We start from the raw sequence: 13,526 nt of genomic DNA, 5'->3' as shown, positions 1-13,526 counted from the left end.
GCCCAAACACGTTGCCTCCCACACGCACGATCGTCGTGACGTTTGGGGCCCTTCTTCTCGCTGATTTGATCCGTCGTTGCAGTGCGTCCATGGCGCAAAGCGTGGCGGATTGTCCCTTCACGATCCCCGTTCAGGTATCCCGCCAATGAACATCTCCGATGCAGCACACAAGACCGTCAAAGACTATCCCGGCGGCAGCCTTGCCCTGGCTACTCGTCTGATCTCGATCAACGACAAGGGCGAGGAGAAGCAGATGTCTGCGGCCGTCCTCCGCAGCAAGGTCAACCCGAACACGCGCACGCACCACCTGACCCTGGCCGAAGCCAGCGAGATCATGGGGCTAAGCGGCGACTTTCGGATCCTGCACGCGCTCGCCGCCGAGCACGACTTCATCGTCCAGCGCGCCGACGTGACGCTGGCCGGCGGCGTTGTCGAATCGCTGCTGGATGCCGGCGAGCTGAAGGGCAAGCTCTGCAAGCTCATCGCCGATTCGTACGCAGACCAGGTGCTCACGCTCAACGAGGCGAAGGCACTGGCAACGCTGTGCGGCCAGCTGCAGGCGATCTTCGGACAGATGGCGCAGGCCGCGTTCGCCGAGGCCAAGGTCACGAGGGCCGCAGCATGATCCTGCAGTTGCTCGAAGACTGGCGCCGGGAGCGCCGCATTCGCCGCTTGGCCGAGCTGCTGCGGCGTGCGCAGGGGGCCGGCAAGAAGGGCCTTGCACGCGCCTACTGGCTGGACCTCAAGCGCGAGTGCGAGGGCCGCAGCGACCGTCAGGTAAAGCGCTTGGAGCGGGCGGGCGGGATTGTCTGATGGCCAGAATCCGCACCATCAAGCCCGAATTCTGGAAGCACGAGGATCTGAGCGCACTGCCAGAGATCACACACATGCTTGCCGCCGCGTTGCTCAACCACGCGGATGACGAGGGCTACTTCAACGCCAACCCGGCACTGGTTAAAGCCGAGTGCTTACCGCTCCGTGAGTCCTCAGTGAGTACTCACGACAGCCTCCAATCGTTGGCAAAAGTCGGCTTCATCGAGCTCGGCGTCGGCGAAGACGGGAAGCGCTATGGCCGCGTCGTGAAATTCGATGAGCACCAGCGGGTCAACAGGCCAACACCCAGTAAAATCAAGGCGATGCAGGTTGTGTGGGAGTCCTCAGTTACGACTCACGCACAACTCAGTGAGTCCTCACCACCTGAAAGGAAAGGAACAGGGAAGGGAAAGGAACAGGGAAGGGAAGAGGAAACATCCTCGCTTCGCTCGGATTCGTCCGCGTCGTTGACGCTGACCCCGCCTGGTCCCCCACCTGCAGACCTGAGCAAACGCAAAGCCCAGCGGATCCAGCAGATCGCCGAGGAAGCACAGGCCGCCTACAACCGCCTGCTGGCCAAGCCCAACGGCGAACTGACCGCATGCACCGTGCTGAACAAGCCGCGGCTCAAGGCGGTCGAGAAGGCCCTGCCGACCGTCCGGGCCATCTGCCATCAGCTCTACGGCAACGAGCGCGTCACGGCCGAATTCTGGACGGCGCTGTTCGAGACCGCCGCTGACGACGAGTTCCATTCCGGCCGCAAGCCTGGCGGTGCCGGCCATGAAAACTGGAAGCCCGACTTCGAGTACCTGCTGCGCGAGAACGTCATCGCGAAGCTGTTCGATCGAGCAATGACGGAGAACGCCGCATGAGCACGATCTACGACTACGACCACCACGCCGACGAGTCGCAATTTCTCGACCAGCTGGACGCCGAGCGCGCCGAGAGCGCGTCTATGTGGCACGACCGGCCTTCGGAGGCACTGCGCATGCCGCCGCACAGCGTGGAAGCCGAGCAGGCTGTGCTCGGTGGTCTGATGCTGGTCAACCGCGCATGGGACGACATCGCCGACCTGGTGGAGGAGGGCGACTTCTACCGCCGCGACCATGTGCTGATCTTCCGCGCCATCCGCGAGATGGCGACAGCGAACCCGCGCCGGCCCTTCGACATGGTGACCATGGGCGACTGGTTCAAAGCGCAGGGGCTGCTGGAGCAGGTGGCCGATGGCGCCTACCTGATCGAGCTGGCCAGTACCACGCCGTCGGCGGCCAACATCCGCGCCTATGCGGAGATCGTGGCGGACAAGGCGCGGCTTCGCCGGCTGATCCAGGTCGGCACCGACATCGCCAACGCAGGCTACAACTCGGAGGGGCAGAGCAGCATCGAGCTGATCGGCGCCGCCCAGTCGCGCATCGGCTCGCTCATGGACAGCCAGCCGTGCGAGCTGGAAGCGGTCGCTCCAGTGATGGATCGCGTGTTCGAGCGCCTGGGCGAGCGCTCCCGCGACGGCGGCGGTATCCACGGCATCACCACCGGCATCGACGACCTGGATGACCTGCTGGGTGGCCTGAAGCCGGGCGGCCTGTACGTTCTGGCGGCGCGCCCGAAGATGGGCAAGACCACGCTGGCGCAGAACATCGCCGAGCACGTCGCGCTGCACCTGCGCAAAGCGGTCGCGGTCTTCAGCTTCGAGATGCAAGCCGAGGAGCTGGGCGACCGCATGCTGGCGTCGGTCGGCGGCATTGATGGCAACCGGATCCGCTCAGGCGACCTGGACGACGTGGACTGGACGAACGTCACCAGCGCGATGAGCAAGCTGCGCGCGGCGGACATCTTCGTCAGCCGGCCGCGCCGCGCTCGCGTCGAGCACGTCAGCTCACAGGCACGCCGGCAGCACGCCCGTAAGCCGCTGGGCCTGATCGTCATCGACTACCTGCAGCTGATGGAGATCCAGGGCGACAACCGCGCCAACGGGGTCGGCGATATCAGCCGCGGCCTGAAGCTGCTGGCCGGTGAGCTGGGCGTGCCGGTGCTGCTGCTCTCGCAGCTCAATCGCAAGCTGGAAGACCGCCCCGACAAACGCCCGCAGCCTGCGGATCTGCGTGACTCCGGATCGATCGAGCAGGACGCCGATGCGGTGATCTTCATCTACCGCGACGAGGTGTACCACCGCGACAGCCGCTGGAAGGGCACCGCCGAGCTGCTGGTTCCGCTGCAGCGCAGTGGCCCGCCTGGCGAGGTGCGCGTGCTCTACATGCCGGAGCGCTTCAAGTTCCAGAACCTGCCCGAGTACTGGGAGCCGGCGCCGATCGAAAGCGACGACCGCAAGCCCGCGCCGCGCCCGCGCGGCTTCCGCAATCTCACTCCGCGCGCGCCGCGGCAGGACGTCGACGCATGACCATGACTGCTGCAGCAAAGAAGATCCGCGCCAAGCGCGCATCACGTCCGATCTATGCGCTGATCGAGCGCGTGGTGGTGATGGACACCGGCGAGGAGCGGCTGGCCATGCTCGCCGAGCATCCAGTCGACCGCGAGCTGATGAAGCAGCGCGGCTACCGGCGCGGCCAAGAGGTGCGGCTGGAAATCAAGGCGCCGCGCGACGCCTGGCGCCACCGGTTGCTGCACAAGATCGGCCAGCTGATGGTCGAAAACGTCGAGGGCTGGGAGAACCTGGACAGCCACGAGGCGATCAAGCAGCTGCAGCGTGAGGCGAACGTCTGCTGCGAGCAGATCGACATGGACGCCACGCCGGTCGTAGCCGCGGTGCTGGCAGCGTCAGATGCGGCCTTCGGTCCTGGTGCCGCGAAGCTGCTGCGTGAAGTCCTGCCGAGGATCGAAACGATCCCCGTCACCGTCGCGCGGTCGCTGGCGTTCGATTCGATGGATGAGGACGAGTTCCGGCGGCTGTTCGAGGGCATTACTGGCCACATCGGCAGCGCCTACGCCCACGTGCTGATCGACGATGTGCTGGCCGAGTTCTGGATGATGGCGCAGGGGAAGTCCGTGCAGAGAGGCATCGCTGCATGAAGACCTCACTGTTTCGGGGGAGCGAGTGGACTGCTCGGGTGGCGGAACAGCGCCTCGATCTCGTTTTGGCTCCTAATAAGTCCCTTGAGTGCTTCGTCCATAAGGTCATAAAACGCCTTCTTCCCGAAAATCAAAGTCCTGTCGAACGGCTCGTCGCCGTAAAAGTTATCCGAATTGGGCACGACCGTTACTACGGTCAGGAGTTCTCGCGCTCTCTCGATGTTATAGAGGGCGTGCTGGAGGCCTTCGGCGGCGCTGCCGAGCTCGTGCAGTTGTCCGACCACGTCTGCAATGCCTTTGGGGACGGTGAGTGCCTGCTTCGTCCGCTCCCCCAGAAAACATTGGTCTGGTCCCGCGATTTCGACGTGGTGATCAGGGTGCTCATATGCCCAAATGTCTCCGTTCTTCTCTGCGAGAGACATCATGTGCGGGAGGAGCTGCAAGCCGAGGCTCCGCGCCCGGTCAGCAGCTTCCTGAGATCTCGCATTTGTCGCCAGCCTGTGCTGAGCCGCCGGTACGGCTACTGCGATGAGAATTGCTGCGATGCTGCCCACCGCCTGGACCCAGGCGGGCGCGTCCTTGCCGAAATGAATTTGGCCGATGAATCCAAGCACGCCGAATGCCGATGCGGCGCCCGCCGACATCCAACCAGAAACCACGAGTGCCCGCGCCCAGCTGATCTTTGGATTTGCGTCCATGCCTGTCTCCACGGTCTGAAGGCCGGGAGCATACGCAAGGTTGAGATGCGCAGGGAGTACTCCTGATGCGTCGTGCGATCAAGGCTGCTACCAAGCCTGAGCAGGCGTACCAGGACGCCGCGCGCGCACTTGGCTGCGTCGTGTGCCGCTGGCGCATCGCAGCCGGCCTGCAGCGCGCCATCCAGTGCGGCCACACGCAGATCCACCACCGCAACCTCGGCGACCTGCACGGCCAGAAGCAGATCGGCCAGCACGCGGTCGTCGCACTCGGCGCCTGGCACCACGACGGCGACCAGATGCCCGGCATGACCCGCGACCGCATGCGCGAGGTTTTCGGGCCCAGTTTCAAGCACCACGCCCGCGAGTTCCGCGTCTGGACGTTCGACGTCCTGGGCGGCCGCGGCACTGAAGCCTGGCAGACCTACCAGGACCACCTACTCAACATCCCGAGGGCAGCATGAACCAGCAGCAATACGAGAACGCCCGGCTCGCCGGCCACCGCGCGCGTCAGGCCAGTAAGAAGCGCGACGACTCACCGAAGTACGCCATGGGCGAAGAGGGCGCACTGCTCCGCGAGGCCTGGCGCGAGGGCTGGGACGAAGCCGATGTAGAGCGGAGGAAGGCGGCATGAGCATCCAGCAGTCAGCGAAGCTGATCTCGAACGGCGATCAGCGCGTGGAGAGTCTGACCAAGCGCGAAGAGTTCGCGAAGGCGGCGATGCAAGGGATCGTCGGCAGCATCCAGAGCGAGGACGGCTACAACCGTTTGGCGCGGCATGCGGCCGTGAACGACATGAAGGTCAGCCAGTGGATTGCGCACGACGCGGTGAAGCAGGCCGACGCGCTGCTGGCCGCACTGGAGAAGCGGCCATGACCGCCACCCCGATCCGATTTGAGGGCAAGGTGTTCGCGAGTGTGGCCGAGTTCTCGCGCACCTATCCGGCCTATGCGCGGTGCATCGACGCAATCCGCGACGGCGCCGACACGATTGCCGAGGTGGAGCGGCGCGTCGCCGTCGGCAAGCAGAAGGCGATCGCCAGCACACGCGAGCGGGCGCAGCAGACCTATGCGCTGAAGGCAGGTGCACGATGACGCTGCGCGTGGTGTTCGGAATTGACCCCGGCATGTCCGGCGCCGTGGCCGCACTGATCGACGGCGAGGCTGGCCCGATCCTGGACATGCCGACAATGACGGTGGGCAAGAAGCAGGAAGTCGATGCGCGTGCGATCGCGGTCTTCATCCGCGAGATCCGCAGCCAGCATCCGGGTGCGGTCTTCTCCGCCTGCGTGGAGCGCGTTCGCGCGATGCCGCCAAAGGGGGACCGGAAACCGGGCGCGCAGTCGTCGATGAACTTCGGCGAGAGCTACGCGAAGGCGAAGGCCGTGCTCGAGGTGATGGGCATCCCCTTCAGCCTGGCCGAGCCGCAGAGCTGGAAGCGCCATTTCGGGCTGATCGGTCGGGACAAGGACGCATCGCGGCAGCTGGCCATCCGGCGCTTCCCGTCCGCCGCGCCCCAGCTGCAGCGCAAGAAGGACGACGGCCGCGCCGAGGCGTTGCTGCTGGCTCTGTGGCACGAGCAGAAGAACCAGCCGGGAGCCCTGGCTGCATGACACTCAACCCGACGAACCTGAGCCGGCCCGAGGCCTACTACGAGAAGCTGCTCCGGAAACGGTACGCGGCGGCAGTGCGCAAGCGCGGGCTGTGCGCGTTCTGCAGCTGCCGCGATCGGACGCTGGGGATCGTGCACTGCCAGGGCAATGAGAGCAGGCAGATGGGGATGTGCCAGGACGACGGCAGGCTGCCGCAGTTCCGGCTGGATGATGAAACGTTGGAGGAATTTCGCCATGCGGCGTAATGAAGATCCGCTGCTCGCTGAGCTGCGCCGGTGGGGATACGCCCACGCAAACCGTTACACCCTGAGCCGCGCCGACCGCAGCCGGCACGTGCTGGAGAACGCCAAGGATTACGCGCCCAAGACGGTGGAGCAGGCCTTCTGCGAGCTGGTGGAGCGCGACGGTCGCCAGCGGCGGCGCTTCATGGCAGAGCGGGCTGGGCTGACAGCACTCGGCGAGATCCCGGCCTGGGCCGTAGATCCGGTGCGCGCGCGGAACGATGCCGACCGGCCGCATGACAATCCGGAGGTCGCCGTCGACATCGGCATCCCCGATGACCTGCGCTGGATCGACCGCGCCCTGGCGTCCATGTCCAGGCAATTCCCACTGCGCGTGCTGGTGGTGCGCACCGAGTTCACAGTCGCGGCGAGCCAGGCGGTAAAGGCCCGACTGGTCGTGGAGCAGTACGGCGGCACTATCTCGGTATGGCAGTACCGCCGCGAGTTGCAACGAGGGCTCGATTGGCTGGGTGGCGTAGCTGTCGCCGCTTAGAGGTAGTTGACGGAGTGGCCGACGCCAATTGCTTGGCAGACTTTTTCGTAATCTTGGGCGACAGCAGACTCGTCCCCGCTGACAACTACCTGCTGGGAGTTGCTGAGGTCTATTCGAAAACCCGAATTCGCTCCATTGCGGACGAGTGAAGTCACTAAGGCGATGTAGTCCGCATTGATCATGCGGCCGTCACTGAGCGTAATTCCGTTTGCCACGCTGTATCTCCTTGCAGCAGTAGAGGTGTTCCTGATTTTGCCGCTTGACAAGTTGCACACGCAAATGCCCTAATTCTGCAACTGTCAAAAGTTCCCCCTGAAACCCGGCCAAGCGCCGGGTTTTCGCGTTTCTGGGGCCCCAATACCGACCGCTGCCAGCGTGCCAGGTCCTCGTCGAGAAGCGAGGCGCTGCGCGCCGGGATCGCGCACGGGCCGGCGACATGACGCCGCCCACCAATCCGCCGGCGGCGGTCGGTACCTATCGGAGAGCACTGCCGCGATCTGCCCCAGCTGGACGGGACCAGCGCGGCGCAGCGGACCTGCTGAAGGGACAGGACCACCGCGGCGGTGCTCGCCGTTCTTCAATGCCCGCATCCCAGACCGGATCAAACCTCGTGCCTAGCCGGCAGCGGGGCGGGCACCTATCGCCGCTTGGACTGGGAGTACCTGGTCGCGGCACCTCCGGCTCGTCGAGAGACGCCCGGGAGACGGCTGCGCATGCAGCGCCGGAACCGTAACCGGCACCTATTTCCGCCGCCGACGCGCGGCTCCAGCCCTGCCAGCCGGCGGGGCTTTCTGTTTGGAGGCAGCAATGGCGGTCATCACGCCCGAACAAGCCGGTGGCCGCAACGTTGTGGCTTTCCTGGACATGCTGGCGCATTCCGAGGGCACGTCCACCAGCCCGGCTACGAAAAACGACGGGTATGACGTCATCGTCACCGGCGCCGATCGCAAGCCGGAGATCTTCACCGACTACAGCCGGCATCCGTTCGCCGGCGGCCGCAAGTCGAAGCCGATCAACTCGAAGGGGCTGACCAGCAACGCGTCTGGCCGCTACCAGTTCATGCTCAAGGATTACGCGCACTACCGCGACCTGCTGAAGTTGCCGGACTTCGGCCCGCTCTCGCAGGACCGCTGGGCGCTGCAGCTGATCAAGGAGCGGCGCGCGATCGCCGACATCCAGGCCGGTCGCTTCGTGGAAGCGGTGGCGAAGGTGCGCAACCTGTGGGCAAGCCTGCCGGGCGCCGGCTACGGCCAGCCCGAGCACGCCATCGAGAAGCTCATCGCCGCGTACAAGAAGGCCGGCGGCAAGGTTGGGAGCGCATGACGATGCCGGACCTGGACGACGAAGCCCTGCTGACCGCAGAGCGCGAATCGCTCAACGAGGCCGTGCTGCTGCTGCAGGAATGCTGGGGCCGGACAACCCGCCCACGTCGCGACAGCCGGCACGTCCTGCGTCTGGGCTACGGCCGTGCGATCGAAACCCGTGAGCAGAGTGAGCGCGCCGCCACCCTGGAGCTGACCGAGGACGTCATGGAAGCCCAGGAGACATTGCGCGGTCGATTCTTCGAGCTGCTGGCCGTGCACCCGGAAATGCGCGGCTCGCTGCCGTACATCATCGCCATCGCCGACATCATCGGCGCCACGGTGGTGCGTGACAGCGCCGACTTGTGGGCAGCGGCACGCAAGGGCGACTGGCTTGAGTTCGGCTCGGTGATCCAGGAGTTCCGCTGGGAGATGTTCAGCGATGCCACCGAGCGCGATAAGCGCGCAGTGTCGCGCCTGGTCATGCGCCTGGTCATGGGAGCATCGGCGGTCACGCCATGACCTTCATCACCCGAAACATGGGCACGGCTCGACTCGGCATCGCCTTGATCGTGTTCCTGCTCTACGGCTTGGCCATCGCGGTGCTCGTCAACTCCGAGATCCCGGCGGGCAACAAGGACGTGCTGATGCTGCTCCTGGGCAACCTGGGCCCGCTGATGGGTGCCATCGGCGGCTACTACTACCGGGCGCAGCGCGAGGCTGGCTCCTGACATGGCCGACAACTGGGACCGCGGCCTGCCGCCGCCACGCGATCCGCCCGGCTGGCTGGTTACCACCCTGTGCGGCCTGCTGCTGGCCGCGCTGGCCTGGATCTGGATCGCCTATACCAACGCAAGGATCTGACCATGCGCATCATCAAGCAGTGCCGTCACCCGTCGGTCGGGGACACGCACGAGAGCACCTGCCGCACCTGCGGCACTGTGTTCGAGTGGAACACCAACGAGGCCATTCGCCAGCCCGACCAGCGCGAGAGCGATTACTACAAGATCGCCTGCCCGCTGTGCGGTGCGACGGTGACCAAGGCGGTATCGGAGAAAGCGCCGTGAACCGCACGGCGATCGCCATCATCGCCGCGCTTGTGTGGTCGGGGGCCATGTTCGGTGCCGGCTGGGCCTGGCGCGGTGATCGTGCCGAGGGGGCCACCAGCAAGCAGGAGGCAGGGGCCGCCCTCGGCGCCCTGGCCGGGGAGCAGGCCGCCCGGACGACAGAACACCAGCAGGCCGGAGCCGCGCAGCAAGCCGGCGACAAGGCCACCACCCGAGAGGACAAGATCGATGCTGACTACGACGCGCGCATTGCGGCTGCTGTTGCTGGCCGTGACTCCGAGCTTGGCCGGGTTCGGCGGCTGTGGGCAGGTTGTGAAACCGACCGTCTGTCCGGTGGTGCCGCCGCTGCCGCAGAAGCTGCAGAACAAGACCGACTACGCGGGGCAAGTGCGGCGCGAGTTGTACGAGCCTGCGAGCTCGCCCAGTCCGAGCGCGACGAAGCCGTCGACCGATACCAAGCCCTCCGACAGCCAGCCGAGGTGACGCCATGAGTCTGGGAACACCTCAGTTGATCTATCTGGCGCTGGCCATGCTCGGCATTGGCCTGGAAATCGCCAGGCACGGCGAGCCCAAGACGGGGCACCACGACGCCGTGTCCAGCATCGTCGCCACCTTCCTGATAATTGCCCTGCTGTGGTGGGGCGGTTTCTTTCCCTGACCCATCGGCCCCACCCGGGGAGCCAAACCCATGCCCAAGAAGAAGACACCCAAGAAGGCGCCTGCCAAGCGGCCGGGCCGCCCGTCCAAGTACAGCCACGCCCTAATTGAGCGCATCGCATCCCGGCTGTCACAGGGGGAGCCACTTGCAGCGATATGTCGCGATAAGGGCATGCCGGCTTACCGGACGGTCAAAGACTGGATGGATGAAAAAGACGATCTAGGTGTTGCGACAGCAAGAGGCACCCGAGTATCCGCAGCCATCGCACGCGCACGCGAGGAAGGGTTCGACTCGCTTGCGGCGGAGTGCCTGCACATTGCCGATGACGGAAGCCGGGACTACACGTCCGACAAGGATGGCCGAGAGGTTCCGGATCACGACCACATCCAGCGCTCGAAGCTGCGGATAGAAACCCGCCTGAAGCTGCTGGCCAAGTGGGATCCGAAGCGGTACGGAGACAAGATCCAGCAGGAGGTCAGTGGCCCTGAGGGTGTGCCGCTTGCTGGGCCCACGATCATCACTCTGGTGGCTGGCAATGGCAGTAGAAGCACGGATTGAGCTGCCGCCGAAGCTGATCGATGTCTTCACCGGCGAGGCGCGCTACCGAGGCGCCCACGGGGGGCGAGGCTCGGCTAAGACCCGCACCTTCGCCTTGATGTCCGCTGTGCGCGGCTACGCGCTGGCTCAGTCTGGGAGGACCGGCGCCATCCTGTGCGGCCGCGAGTTCATGAATTCGCTGGAAGACTCCTCGATGGAGGAGGTCAAGCAGGCGATCCGCTCGGTGCCGTGGCTAGATCGGCATTACGACATCGGCGAGAAGTTCATCCGCACGCGCGACAAGCGCATTAGCTACCTATTCGCGGGCCTGCGCCACAATTTGGACAGCATCAAGTCCAAGGCGCGCGTGCATCTGGCCTGGATCGACGAGGCTGAGAACGTCAGCGCTGCGGCATGGCAGAAGCTGGTGCCCACTGTGCGCGAGCCGGGCTCCGAGATCTGGGTGACCTGGAACCCTGAGAAGGACGGTAGCCCTACAGACCAGCGGTTTCGGAAGAACACTCCGACGCGCTCGCGCATCGCGCAGGTGAACTACTCGGACAACCCATGGTTCCCGCCGGAATTGGAGGAAGAGCGTCAGAACGATCTGGTTCTGCTGGACGACGACACTTACCAGCACATCTGGGATGGCGCCTACCAAAAGCGCAGCAAGGCGCAGATCTTCGCCGACAAGTACCGCGTGGCCGAGTTTGAGCCGGGCAAAGATTGGCACGGCCCGTATCAGGGCATCGACTGGGGCTTCGCTTTGGACCCCACCACGGCGGTCCGTTGCTGGGTGCACGATCAGCGCCTGTATGTGGAGTACGACGCCGGCAAGGTGGGGCTGGAGTTGGACCACACGACGAAATTCATTGGCGACCGCATTGATGGCTTTGACAAGTTCGTCGCGAGGGCAGATAGCGCCCGCCCGGAGTCGATCAGCTACGTGAATCGCCATGGCATGCCCCGTGTGGCTGCCGCAGCCAAGGGCAAGGGGAGCGTTGAGGACGGCATTGCCCATATCCGGAGCTACAAAGAGGTTGTGATCCACCCGCGCTGCGCCGGCACGCTCAGCGAGTTCCGGCTTTACAGCTACAAGGTTGATCGCCTCTCGGGTGATGTGCTCCCGGACGTCGTTGACGCCCATAACCACTACATCGACGCCATCCGCTACTCGCTGGAGCCGGTGATGAAGAAGTCGCTCTACAACCTTGGAAACGCACTCTGATGGGCAAGCTCGCACAACTGAAAGACGGGCTGGTCAATCTCGTGGCCAACCTGGGCACCTGGCGCGACAAGGCGCTGCACAGCCACTACGCGCTCGCGCCGCTGAGCGACATTGATGCCAGCAACGCCTACCGCGGCACGTGGCTCGCTCGCAAGATCATCGACATTCCTGCGCTTGACGGCTGCCGCAACTGGCGGACGTGGAATGCCGATCAGACCCAGATCAGCGCCCTTGAGGCGGAGGAGAAGCGGCTGGGGCTGCAGGTGAAGCTGCTGGAGGCGCACACCAAGGCGCGGCTGTTCGGTGGCGCAGCGATCTACATCGCTACAGGCGACACAGACCCCAGTAGGCCGCTGGACCCGACGCGCGTAAGGAAGAAGGGCGTCAAGCACCTCAACGTGCTGACCAAGAGCGTGCTGACTGCAGGCGAGCAGGATCGCGATGCCGAGTCGCCCACCTACGGGCGGCCTGCGTTCTACACGCTCACCTCAGCCCGCGCCGGCCAGGTCGAGATTCATCCCTCGCGGCTGGTCATCCTGCACGGTGCCCACCGGCCGGATCCGGATATCGATCACGGTGACGGCTGGGGCGACTCGGTCCTGATGGCGACCAGCGACGCGGTGAAGCAGGCGGACAGCACGAGCGCCAACATCGCCAGCCTGGTATTCGAGGCGAAGGTCGATGTGCTGAACATCCCGAACCTCATGTCGCAGCTGGCAGATCCAGCGTATGAGGCGCAGCTGCTTCAGCGCCTGCAGCTCGCGGCGATGGCCAAGGGCATCAACGGCATGCTGGTGCTGGATGGGGAGGAGACCTACACGCAGAAGTCGGCGTCCTTCAGCGGATTGGTCGATGTGATGCTGGCCTTCCTGCAGCAGGTGTCGGGCGCGGCGGATATCCCGTTGACGCGTCTGCTGGGGCAGTCGCCCGGCGGTCTGAACAGCACCGGCGACAACGACATCCGGAACTACTACGACCGCATCAAGTCAGGCCAGGAGCTCATCTACACGCCGGCCATGTCGGTGCTGGATGAGTGCCTGATCTACTCGGCGCTCGGCAGCCGACCGAAGGACGTGTTCTACAGCTGGCGCAGCCTGTGGCAGACCAGCGACACCGAGCGCGCCACCAACGGCAAAACCACGGCCGACACGATCAAGACCCTCGCCGACACCAAGCTCATTCCCGACGAGGTGCTGGCCGAGGTGGCGGTGAACATGCTGACCGAGGCGGGCGTAGCGCCTGGCCTGGAATCGGCGATGGACGACTTCACCAGGGCGAATCCGGACTGGCAGGAGGATCAGGACGAGGAGGAGCGTGCAGCGGCCACGCTGGCTGCTACGCAGGGCAACCAGGGCAATCCGCTGACAGACGCCGAGCCTCGCTCGCTGTATGTGCGCCGGGACGTGCTCAACGCGGCGGAGATCGAAGCCTGGGCGCGGGAGCAGGGCATCACGGACATCGCCGACGACCTGCACGTGACGGTGGCTTATTCGCGCCAGCGCTTCGACTGGATCAAGGCGGGCAACGCGAGTGAGTGGAGCAGCGATAGCAGCGGTGAGCTGATCATTCCGCGCGGTGGGCCGCGTGCCATCGAGCCGTTAGGCGGTATGTCGGCGGTGATCCTGTTCGCGTCCACGCAGCTCGCTTGGCGCCATGAGGAGATCGTCCGGGCAGGCGCTTCGCACGACTTCCCGGACTACACGCCGCACATCAGCCTGACGAAGTCGCCCATCGACCTGTCGAAGGTTGAGCCGTACCGGGGCCGCATCGTGCTGGGCCCGGAAATCTTCGAAGAGCTCCGCGAGGACTGAACC

23 protein-coding genes and 1 pseudogene are annotated in these 13,526 nt (G+C 65.1%); 22 read left to right on the top strand and 2 right to left on the bottom strand.

Annotation, left to right across the window (positions count from 1 at the left end):
- The first annotated feature begins 145 nt into the window (after positions 1 to 145).
- The 5 genes and pseudogenes from XaplCFBP3123_RS01550 to XaplCFBP3123_RS01530 all read left to right on the top strand — a co-directional run bounded on the left by XaplCFBP3123_RS01550 (position 146) and on the right by XaplCFBP3123_RS01530 (position 3,840).
- On the top strand, positions 146 to 625 hold the full coding sequence (locus tag XaplCFBP3123_RS01550; RefSeq protein WP_047130269.1) for a phage regulatory CII family protein: 480 nt from the start codon (positions 146 to 148) through the stop codon (positions 623 to 625).
- Positions 622 to 813: a hypothetical protein gene (locus XaplCFBP3123_RS01545; protein ID WP_104532509.1), complete on the top strand. Its 192-nt coding sequence runs from the start codon at positions 622 to 624 to the stop codon at positions 811 to 813. Before XaplCFBP3123_RS01550 ends, XaplCFBP3123_RS01545 begins: the two co-directional genes overlap by 4 nt.
- On the top strand, positions 813 to 1,685 hold the full coding sequence (locus tag XaplCFBP3123_RS21145) for a hypothetical protein (protein ID WP_104537267.1): 873 nt from the start codon (positions 813 to 815) through the stop codon (positions 1,683 to 1,685). The genes XaplCFBP3123_RS01545 and XaplCFBP3123_RS21145 overlap by 1 nt, the downstream gene beginning before the upstream one ends.
- Positions 1,682 to 3,097: pseudogene (dnaB, locus tag XaplCFBP3123_RS01535) on the top strand (replicative DNA helicase); the annotation flags it as partial. The gene XaplCFBP3123_RS21145 and the pseudogene dnaB, both read left to right, overlap by 4 nt.
- Positions 3,098 to 3,207: 110 nt before the next feature.
- Positions 3,208 to 3,840: a hypothetical protein gene (locus tag XaplCFBP3123_RS01530; RefSeq protein ID WP_104532507.1), complete on the top strand. Its 633-nt coding sequence runs from the start codon at positions 3,208 to 3,210 to the stop codon at positions 3,838 to 3,840.
- 5 nt (positions 3,841 to 3,845) lie between these two features.
- Here the strand turns inward: XaplCFBP3123_RS01530 and XaplCFBP3123_RS01525 are convergent, their stop codons facing one another.
- Complete coding sequence (locus XaplCFBP3123_RS01525) at positions 3,846 to 4,538, bottom strand: hypothetical protein (protein ID WP_104532506.1); 693 nt, start codon at positions 4,536 to 4,538, stop codon at positions 3,846 to 3,848.
- Positions 4,539 to 4,603: 65 nt separating this feature from the next.
- On the opposite strand from XaplCFBP3123_RS01525, the gene XaplCFBP3123_RS01520 reads away from it, so the two are divergent.
- From XaplCFBP3123_RS01520 to XaplCFBP3123_RS01495, 7 genes are read left to right on the top strand one after another with little or no spacing between them, the layout of a single operon-like run.
- Positions 4,604 to 4,999 carry a hypothetical protein gene (locus XaplCFBP3123_RS01520; protein WP_104532505.1) on the top strand — a complete coding sequence of 132 codons (396 nt, stop codon included), beginning with the start codon at positions 4,604 to 4,606 and terminating at the stop codon, positions 4,997 to 4,999.
- The gene (locus XaplCFBP3123_RS21400; protein WP_172453038.1) at positions 4,996 to 5,169 is read left to right on the top strand and encodes a hypothetical protein; all 174 of its coding nucleotides are present in this window, start codon (positions 4,996 to 4,998) and stop codon (positions 5,167 to 5,169) included. Before XaplCFBP3123_RS01520 ends, XaplCFBP3123_RS21400 begins: the two co-directional genes overlap by 4 nt.
- Positions 5,166 to 5,411, top strand: a complete 246-nt coding sequence (locus XaplCFBP3123_RS01515; protein WP_104532504.1) for a hypothetical protein — start codon at positions 5,166 to 5,168, stop codon at positions 5,409 to 5,411. The genes XaplCFBP3123_RS21400 and XaplCFBP3123_RS01515 overlap by 4 nt, the downstream gene beginning before the upstream one ends.
- Entirely contained in the window at positions 5,408 to 5,629 is a 222-nt protein-coding gene (locus XaplCFBP3123_RS01510) for a hypothetical protein (protein ID WP_104532503.1), read from the top strand. Before XaplCFBP3123_RS01515 ends, XaplCFBP3123_RS01510 begins: the two co-directional genes overlap by 4 nt.
- Positions 5,626 to 6,147: a crossover junction endodeoxyribonuclease gene (locus tag XaplCFBP3123_RS01505; protein WP_104532502.1), complete on the top strand. Its 522-nt coding sequence runs from the start codon at positions 5,626 to 5,628 to the stop codon at positions 6,145 to 6,147. Before XaplCFBP3123_RS01510 ends, XaplCFBP3123_RS01505 begins: the two co-directional genes overlap by 4 nt.
- Positions 6,144 to 6,392: a hypothetical protein gene (locus tag XaplCFBP3123_RS01500; RefSeq protein WP_046735406.1), complete on the top strand. Its 249-nt coding sequence runs from the start codon at positions 6,144 to 6,146 to the stop codon at positions 6,390 to 6,392. The genes XaplCFBP3123_RS01505 and XaplCFBP3123_RS01500 overlap by 4 nt, the downstream gene beginning before the upstream one ends.
- Positions 6,382 to 6,921 carry a hypothetical protein gene (locus XaplCFBP3123_RS01495; protein ID WP_104532501.1) on the top strand — a complete coding sequence of 180 codons (540 nt, stop codon included), beginning with the start codon at positions 6,382 to 6,384 and terminating at the stop codon, positions 6,919 to 6,921. Before XaplCFBP3123_RS01500 ends, XaplCFBP3123_RS01495 begins: the two co-directional genes overlap by 11 nt.
- On the opposite strand, the gene XaplCFBP3123_RS01490 is transcribed toward XaplCFBP3123_RS01495, so the two are convergent.
- Positions 6,918 to 7,136 (bottom strand): hypothetical protein, encoded by a 219-nt coding sequence (locus tag XaplCFBP3123_RS01490; RefSeq protein ID WP_146091254.1) that lies wholly within the window; start codon positions 7,134 to 7,136, stop codon positions 6,918 to 6,920. The genes XaplCFBP3123_RS01495 and XaplCFBP3123_RS01490 overlap by 4 nt on opposite strands.
- 592 nt (positions 7,137 to 7,728) lie before the next feature.
- On the opposite strand from XaplCFBP3123_RS01490, the gene XaplCFBP3123_RS01485 reads away from it, so the two are divergent.
- Genes XaplCFBP3123_RS01485 through XaplCFBP3123_RS01450 form a run of 10 tightly spaced genes read left to right on the top strand, consistent with a single transcriptional unit; the run spans position 7,729 to position 13,523 of the window.
- Complete coding sequence (locus tag XaplCFBP3123_RS01485; RefSeq protein WP_104532499.1) at positions 7,729 to 8,244, top strand: glycoside hydrolase family 24 protein; 516 nt, start codon at positions 7,729 to 7,731, stop codon at positions 8,242 to 8,244.
- Complete coding sequence (locus tag XaplCFBP3123_RS01480; protein ID WP_127159223.1) at positions 8,241 to 8,744, top strand: hypothetical protein; 504 nt, start codon at positions 8,241 to 8,243, stop codon at positions 8,742 to 8,744. The genes XaplCFBP3123_RS01485 and XaplCFBP3123_RS01480 overlap by 4 nt, the downstream gene beginning before the upstream one ends.
- Positions 8,741 to 8,953 (top strand): hypothetical protein, encoded by a 213-nt coding sequence (locus XaplCFBP3123_RS01475; RefSeq protein WP_047130278.1) that lies wholly within the window; start codon positions 8,741 to 8,743, stop codon positions 8,951 to 8,953. Before XaplCFBP3123_RS01480 ends, XaplCFBP3123_RS01475 begins: the two co-directional genes overlap by 4 nt.
- A 1-nt stretch (position 8,954) precedes the next feature.
- The gene (locus XaplCFBP3123_RS21800) at positions 8,955 to 9,086 is read left to right on the top strand and encodes a hypothetical protein (protein WP_301182378.1); all 132 of its coding nucleotides are present in this window, start codon (positions 8,955 to 8,957) and stop codon (positions 9,084 to 9,086) included.
- A 2-nt stretch (positions 9,087 to 9,088) separates the two neighbouring features.
- The gene (locus XaplCFBP3123_RS01470; protein ID WP_104532498.1) at positions 9,089 to 9,289 is read left to right on the top strand and encodes a hypothetical protein; all 201 of its coding nucleotides are present in this window, start codon (positions 9,089 to 9,091) and stop codon (positions 9,287 to 9,289) included.
- A complete protein-coding gene (locus XaplCFBP3123_RS01465) occupies positions 9,286 to 9,780 on the top strand; it encodes a hypothetical protein (RefSeq protein ID WP_104532497.1) in 495 nt (164 codons plus the stop codon). Before XaplCFBP3123_RS01470 ends, XaplCFBP3123_RS01465 begins: the two co-directional genes overlap by 4 nt.
- Positions 9,777 to 9,947, top strand: coding sequence for a hypothetical protein (locus XaplCFBP3123_RS21395; RefSeq protein ID WP_172453037.1), 171 nt, complete (start codon positions 9,777 to 9,779; stop codon positions 9,945 to 9,947). The genes XaplCFBP3123_RS01465 and XaplCFBP3123_RS21395 overlap by 4 nt, the downstream gene beginning before the upstream one ends.
- Before the next feature lie 30 nt (positions 9,948 to 9,977).
- Complete coding sequence (locus XaplCFBP3123_RS01460; protein ID WP_104532496.1) at positions 9,978 to 10,505, top strand: DNA packaging protein; 528 nt, start codon at positions 9,978 to 9,980, stop codon at positions 10,503 to 10,505.
- Complete coding sequence (locus XaplCFBP3123_RS01455; RefSeq protein ID WP_104532495.1) at positions 10,483 to 11,712, top strand: PBSX family phage terminase large subunit; 1,230 nt, start codon at positions 10,483 to 10,485, stop codon at positions 11,710 to 11,712. Before XaplCFBP3123_RS01460 ends, XaplCFBP3123_RS01455 begins: the two co-directional genes overlap by 23 nt.
- Positions 11,712 to 13,523 (top strand): anti-CBASS protein Acb1 family protein, encoded by a 1,812-nt coding sequence (locus XaplCFBP3123_RS01450; RefSeq protein ID WP_104532494.1) that lies wholly within the window; start codon positions 11,712 to 11,714, stop codon positions 13,521 to 13,523. The genes XaplCFBP3123_RS01455 and XaplCFBP3123_RS01450 overlap by 1 nt, the downstream gene beginning before the upstream one ends.
- Positions 13,524 to 13,526 lie beyond the last annotated feature (3 nt).

It is taken from the genome of Xanthomonas arboricola pv. populi, assembly GCF_002939945.1.
In the GTDB taxonomy this organism is placed as follows: Bacteria; Pseudomonadota; Gammaproteobacteria; order Xanthomonadales; family Xanthomonadaceae; genus Xanthomonas; species Xanthomonas arboricola_A.
The sequence above is the reverse complement of the archived record's forward strand: the minus strand, read 5'-3'. Positions and strand labels throughout refer to the sequence as shown.

Coding starts and splice junctions, on each gene's coding strand:
- XaplCFBP3123_RS01455 (WP_104532495.1), top strand. CDS start 10,483: ATGGCAGTAGAAGCACGGATTGAGCTGCCGCCGAAGCTGATCGATGTC.
- XaplCFBP3123_RS01450 (WP_104532494.1), top strand. CDS start 11,712: ATGGGCAAGCTCGCACAACTGAAAGACGGGCTGGTCAATCTCGTGGCC.
- XaplCFBP3123_RS21800 (WP_301182378.1), top strand. CDS start 8,955: ATGGCCGACAACTGGGACCGCGGCCTGCCGCCGCCACGCGATCCGCCC.
- XaplCFBP3123_RS01520 (WP_104532505.1), top strand. CDS start 4,604: ATGCGTCGTGCGATCAAGGCTGCTACCAAGCCTGAGCAGGCGTACCAG.
- XaplCFBP3123_RS01500 (WP_046735406.1), top strand. CDS start 6,144: ATGACACTCAACCCGACGAACCTGAGCCGGCCCGAGGCCTACTACGAG.
- XaplCFBP3123_RS01545 (WP_104532509.1), top strand. CDS start 622: ATGATCCTGCAGTTGCTCGAAGACTGGCGCCGGGAGCGCCGCATTCGC.
- XaplCFBP3123_RS01530 (WP_104532507.1), top strand. CDS start 3,208: ATGACCATGACTGCTGCAGCAAAGAAGATCCGCGCCAAGCGCGCATCA.
- XaplCFBP3123_RS01515 (WP_104532504.1), top strand. CDS start 5,166: ATGAGCATCCAGCAGTCAGCGAAGCTGATCTCGAACGGCGATCAGCGC.
- XaplCFBP3123_RS01485 (WP_104532499.1), top strand. CDS start 7,729: ATGGCGGTCATCACGCCCGAACAAGCCGGTGGCCGCAACGTTGTGGCT.
- XaplCFBP3123_RS01505 (WP_104532502.1), top strand. CDS start 5,626: ATGACGCTGCGCGTGGTGTTCGGAATTGACCCCGGCATGTCCGGCGCC.
- XaplCFBP3123_RS01495 (WP_104532501.1), top strand. CDS start 6,382: ATGCGGCGTAATGAAGATCCGCTGCTCGCTGAGCTGCGCCGGTGGGGA.
- XaplCFBP3123_RS21400 (WP_172453038.1), top strand. CDS start 4,996: ATGAACCAGCAGCAATACGAGAACGCCCGGCTCGCCGGCCACCGCGCG.
- XaplCFBP3123_RS21145 (WP_104537267.1), top strand. CDS start 813: ATGGCCAGAATCCGCACCATCAAGCCCGAATTCTGGAAGCACGAGGAT.
- XaplCFBP3123_RS01510 (WP_104532503.1), top strand. CDS start 5,408: ATGACCGCCACCCCGATCCGATTTGAGGGCAAGGTGTTCGCGAGTGTG.
- XaplCFBP3123_RS01480 (WP_127159223.1), top strand. CDS start 8,241: ATGACGATGCCGGACCTGGACGACGAAGCCCTGCTGACCGCAGAGCGC.
- XaplCFBP3123_RS01550 (WP_047130269.1), top strand. CDS start 146: ATGAACATCTCCGATGCAGCACACAAGACCGTCAAAGACTATCCCGGC.
- XaplCFBP3123_RS01475 (WP_047130278.1), top strand. CDS start 8,741: ATGACCTTCATCACCCGAAACATGGGCACGGCTCGACTCGGCATCGCC.
- XaplCFBP3123_RS21395 (WP_172453037.1), top strand. CDS start 9,777: ATGAGTCTGGGAACACCTCAGTTGATCTATCTGGCGCTGGCCATGCTC.
- XaplCFBP3123_RS01470 (WP_104532498.1), top strand. CDS start 9,089: ATGCGCATCATCAAGCAGTGCCGTCACCCGTCGGTCGGGGACACGCAC.
- XaplCFBP3123_RS01460 (WP_104532496.1), top strand. CDS start 9,978: ATGCCCAAGAAGAAGACACCCAAGAAGGCGCCTGCCAAGCGGCCGGGC.
- XaplCFBP3123_RS01525 (WP_104532506.1), bottom strand. CDS start 4,538: ATGGACGCAAATCCAAAGATCAGCTGGGCGCGGGCACTCGTGGTTTCT.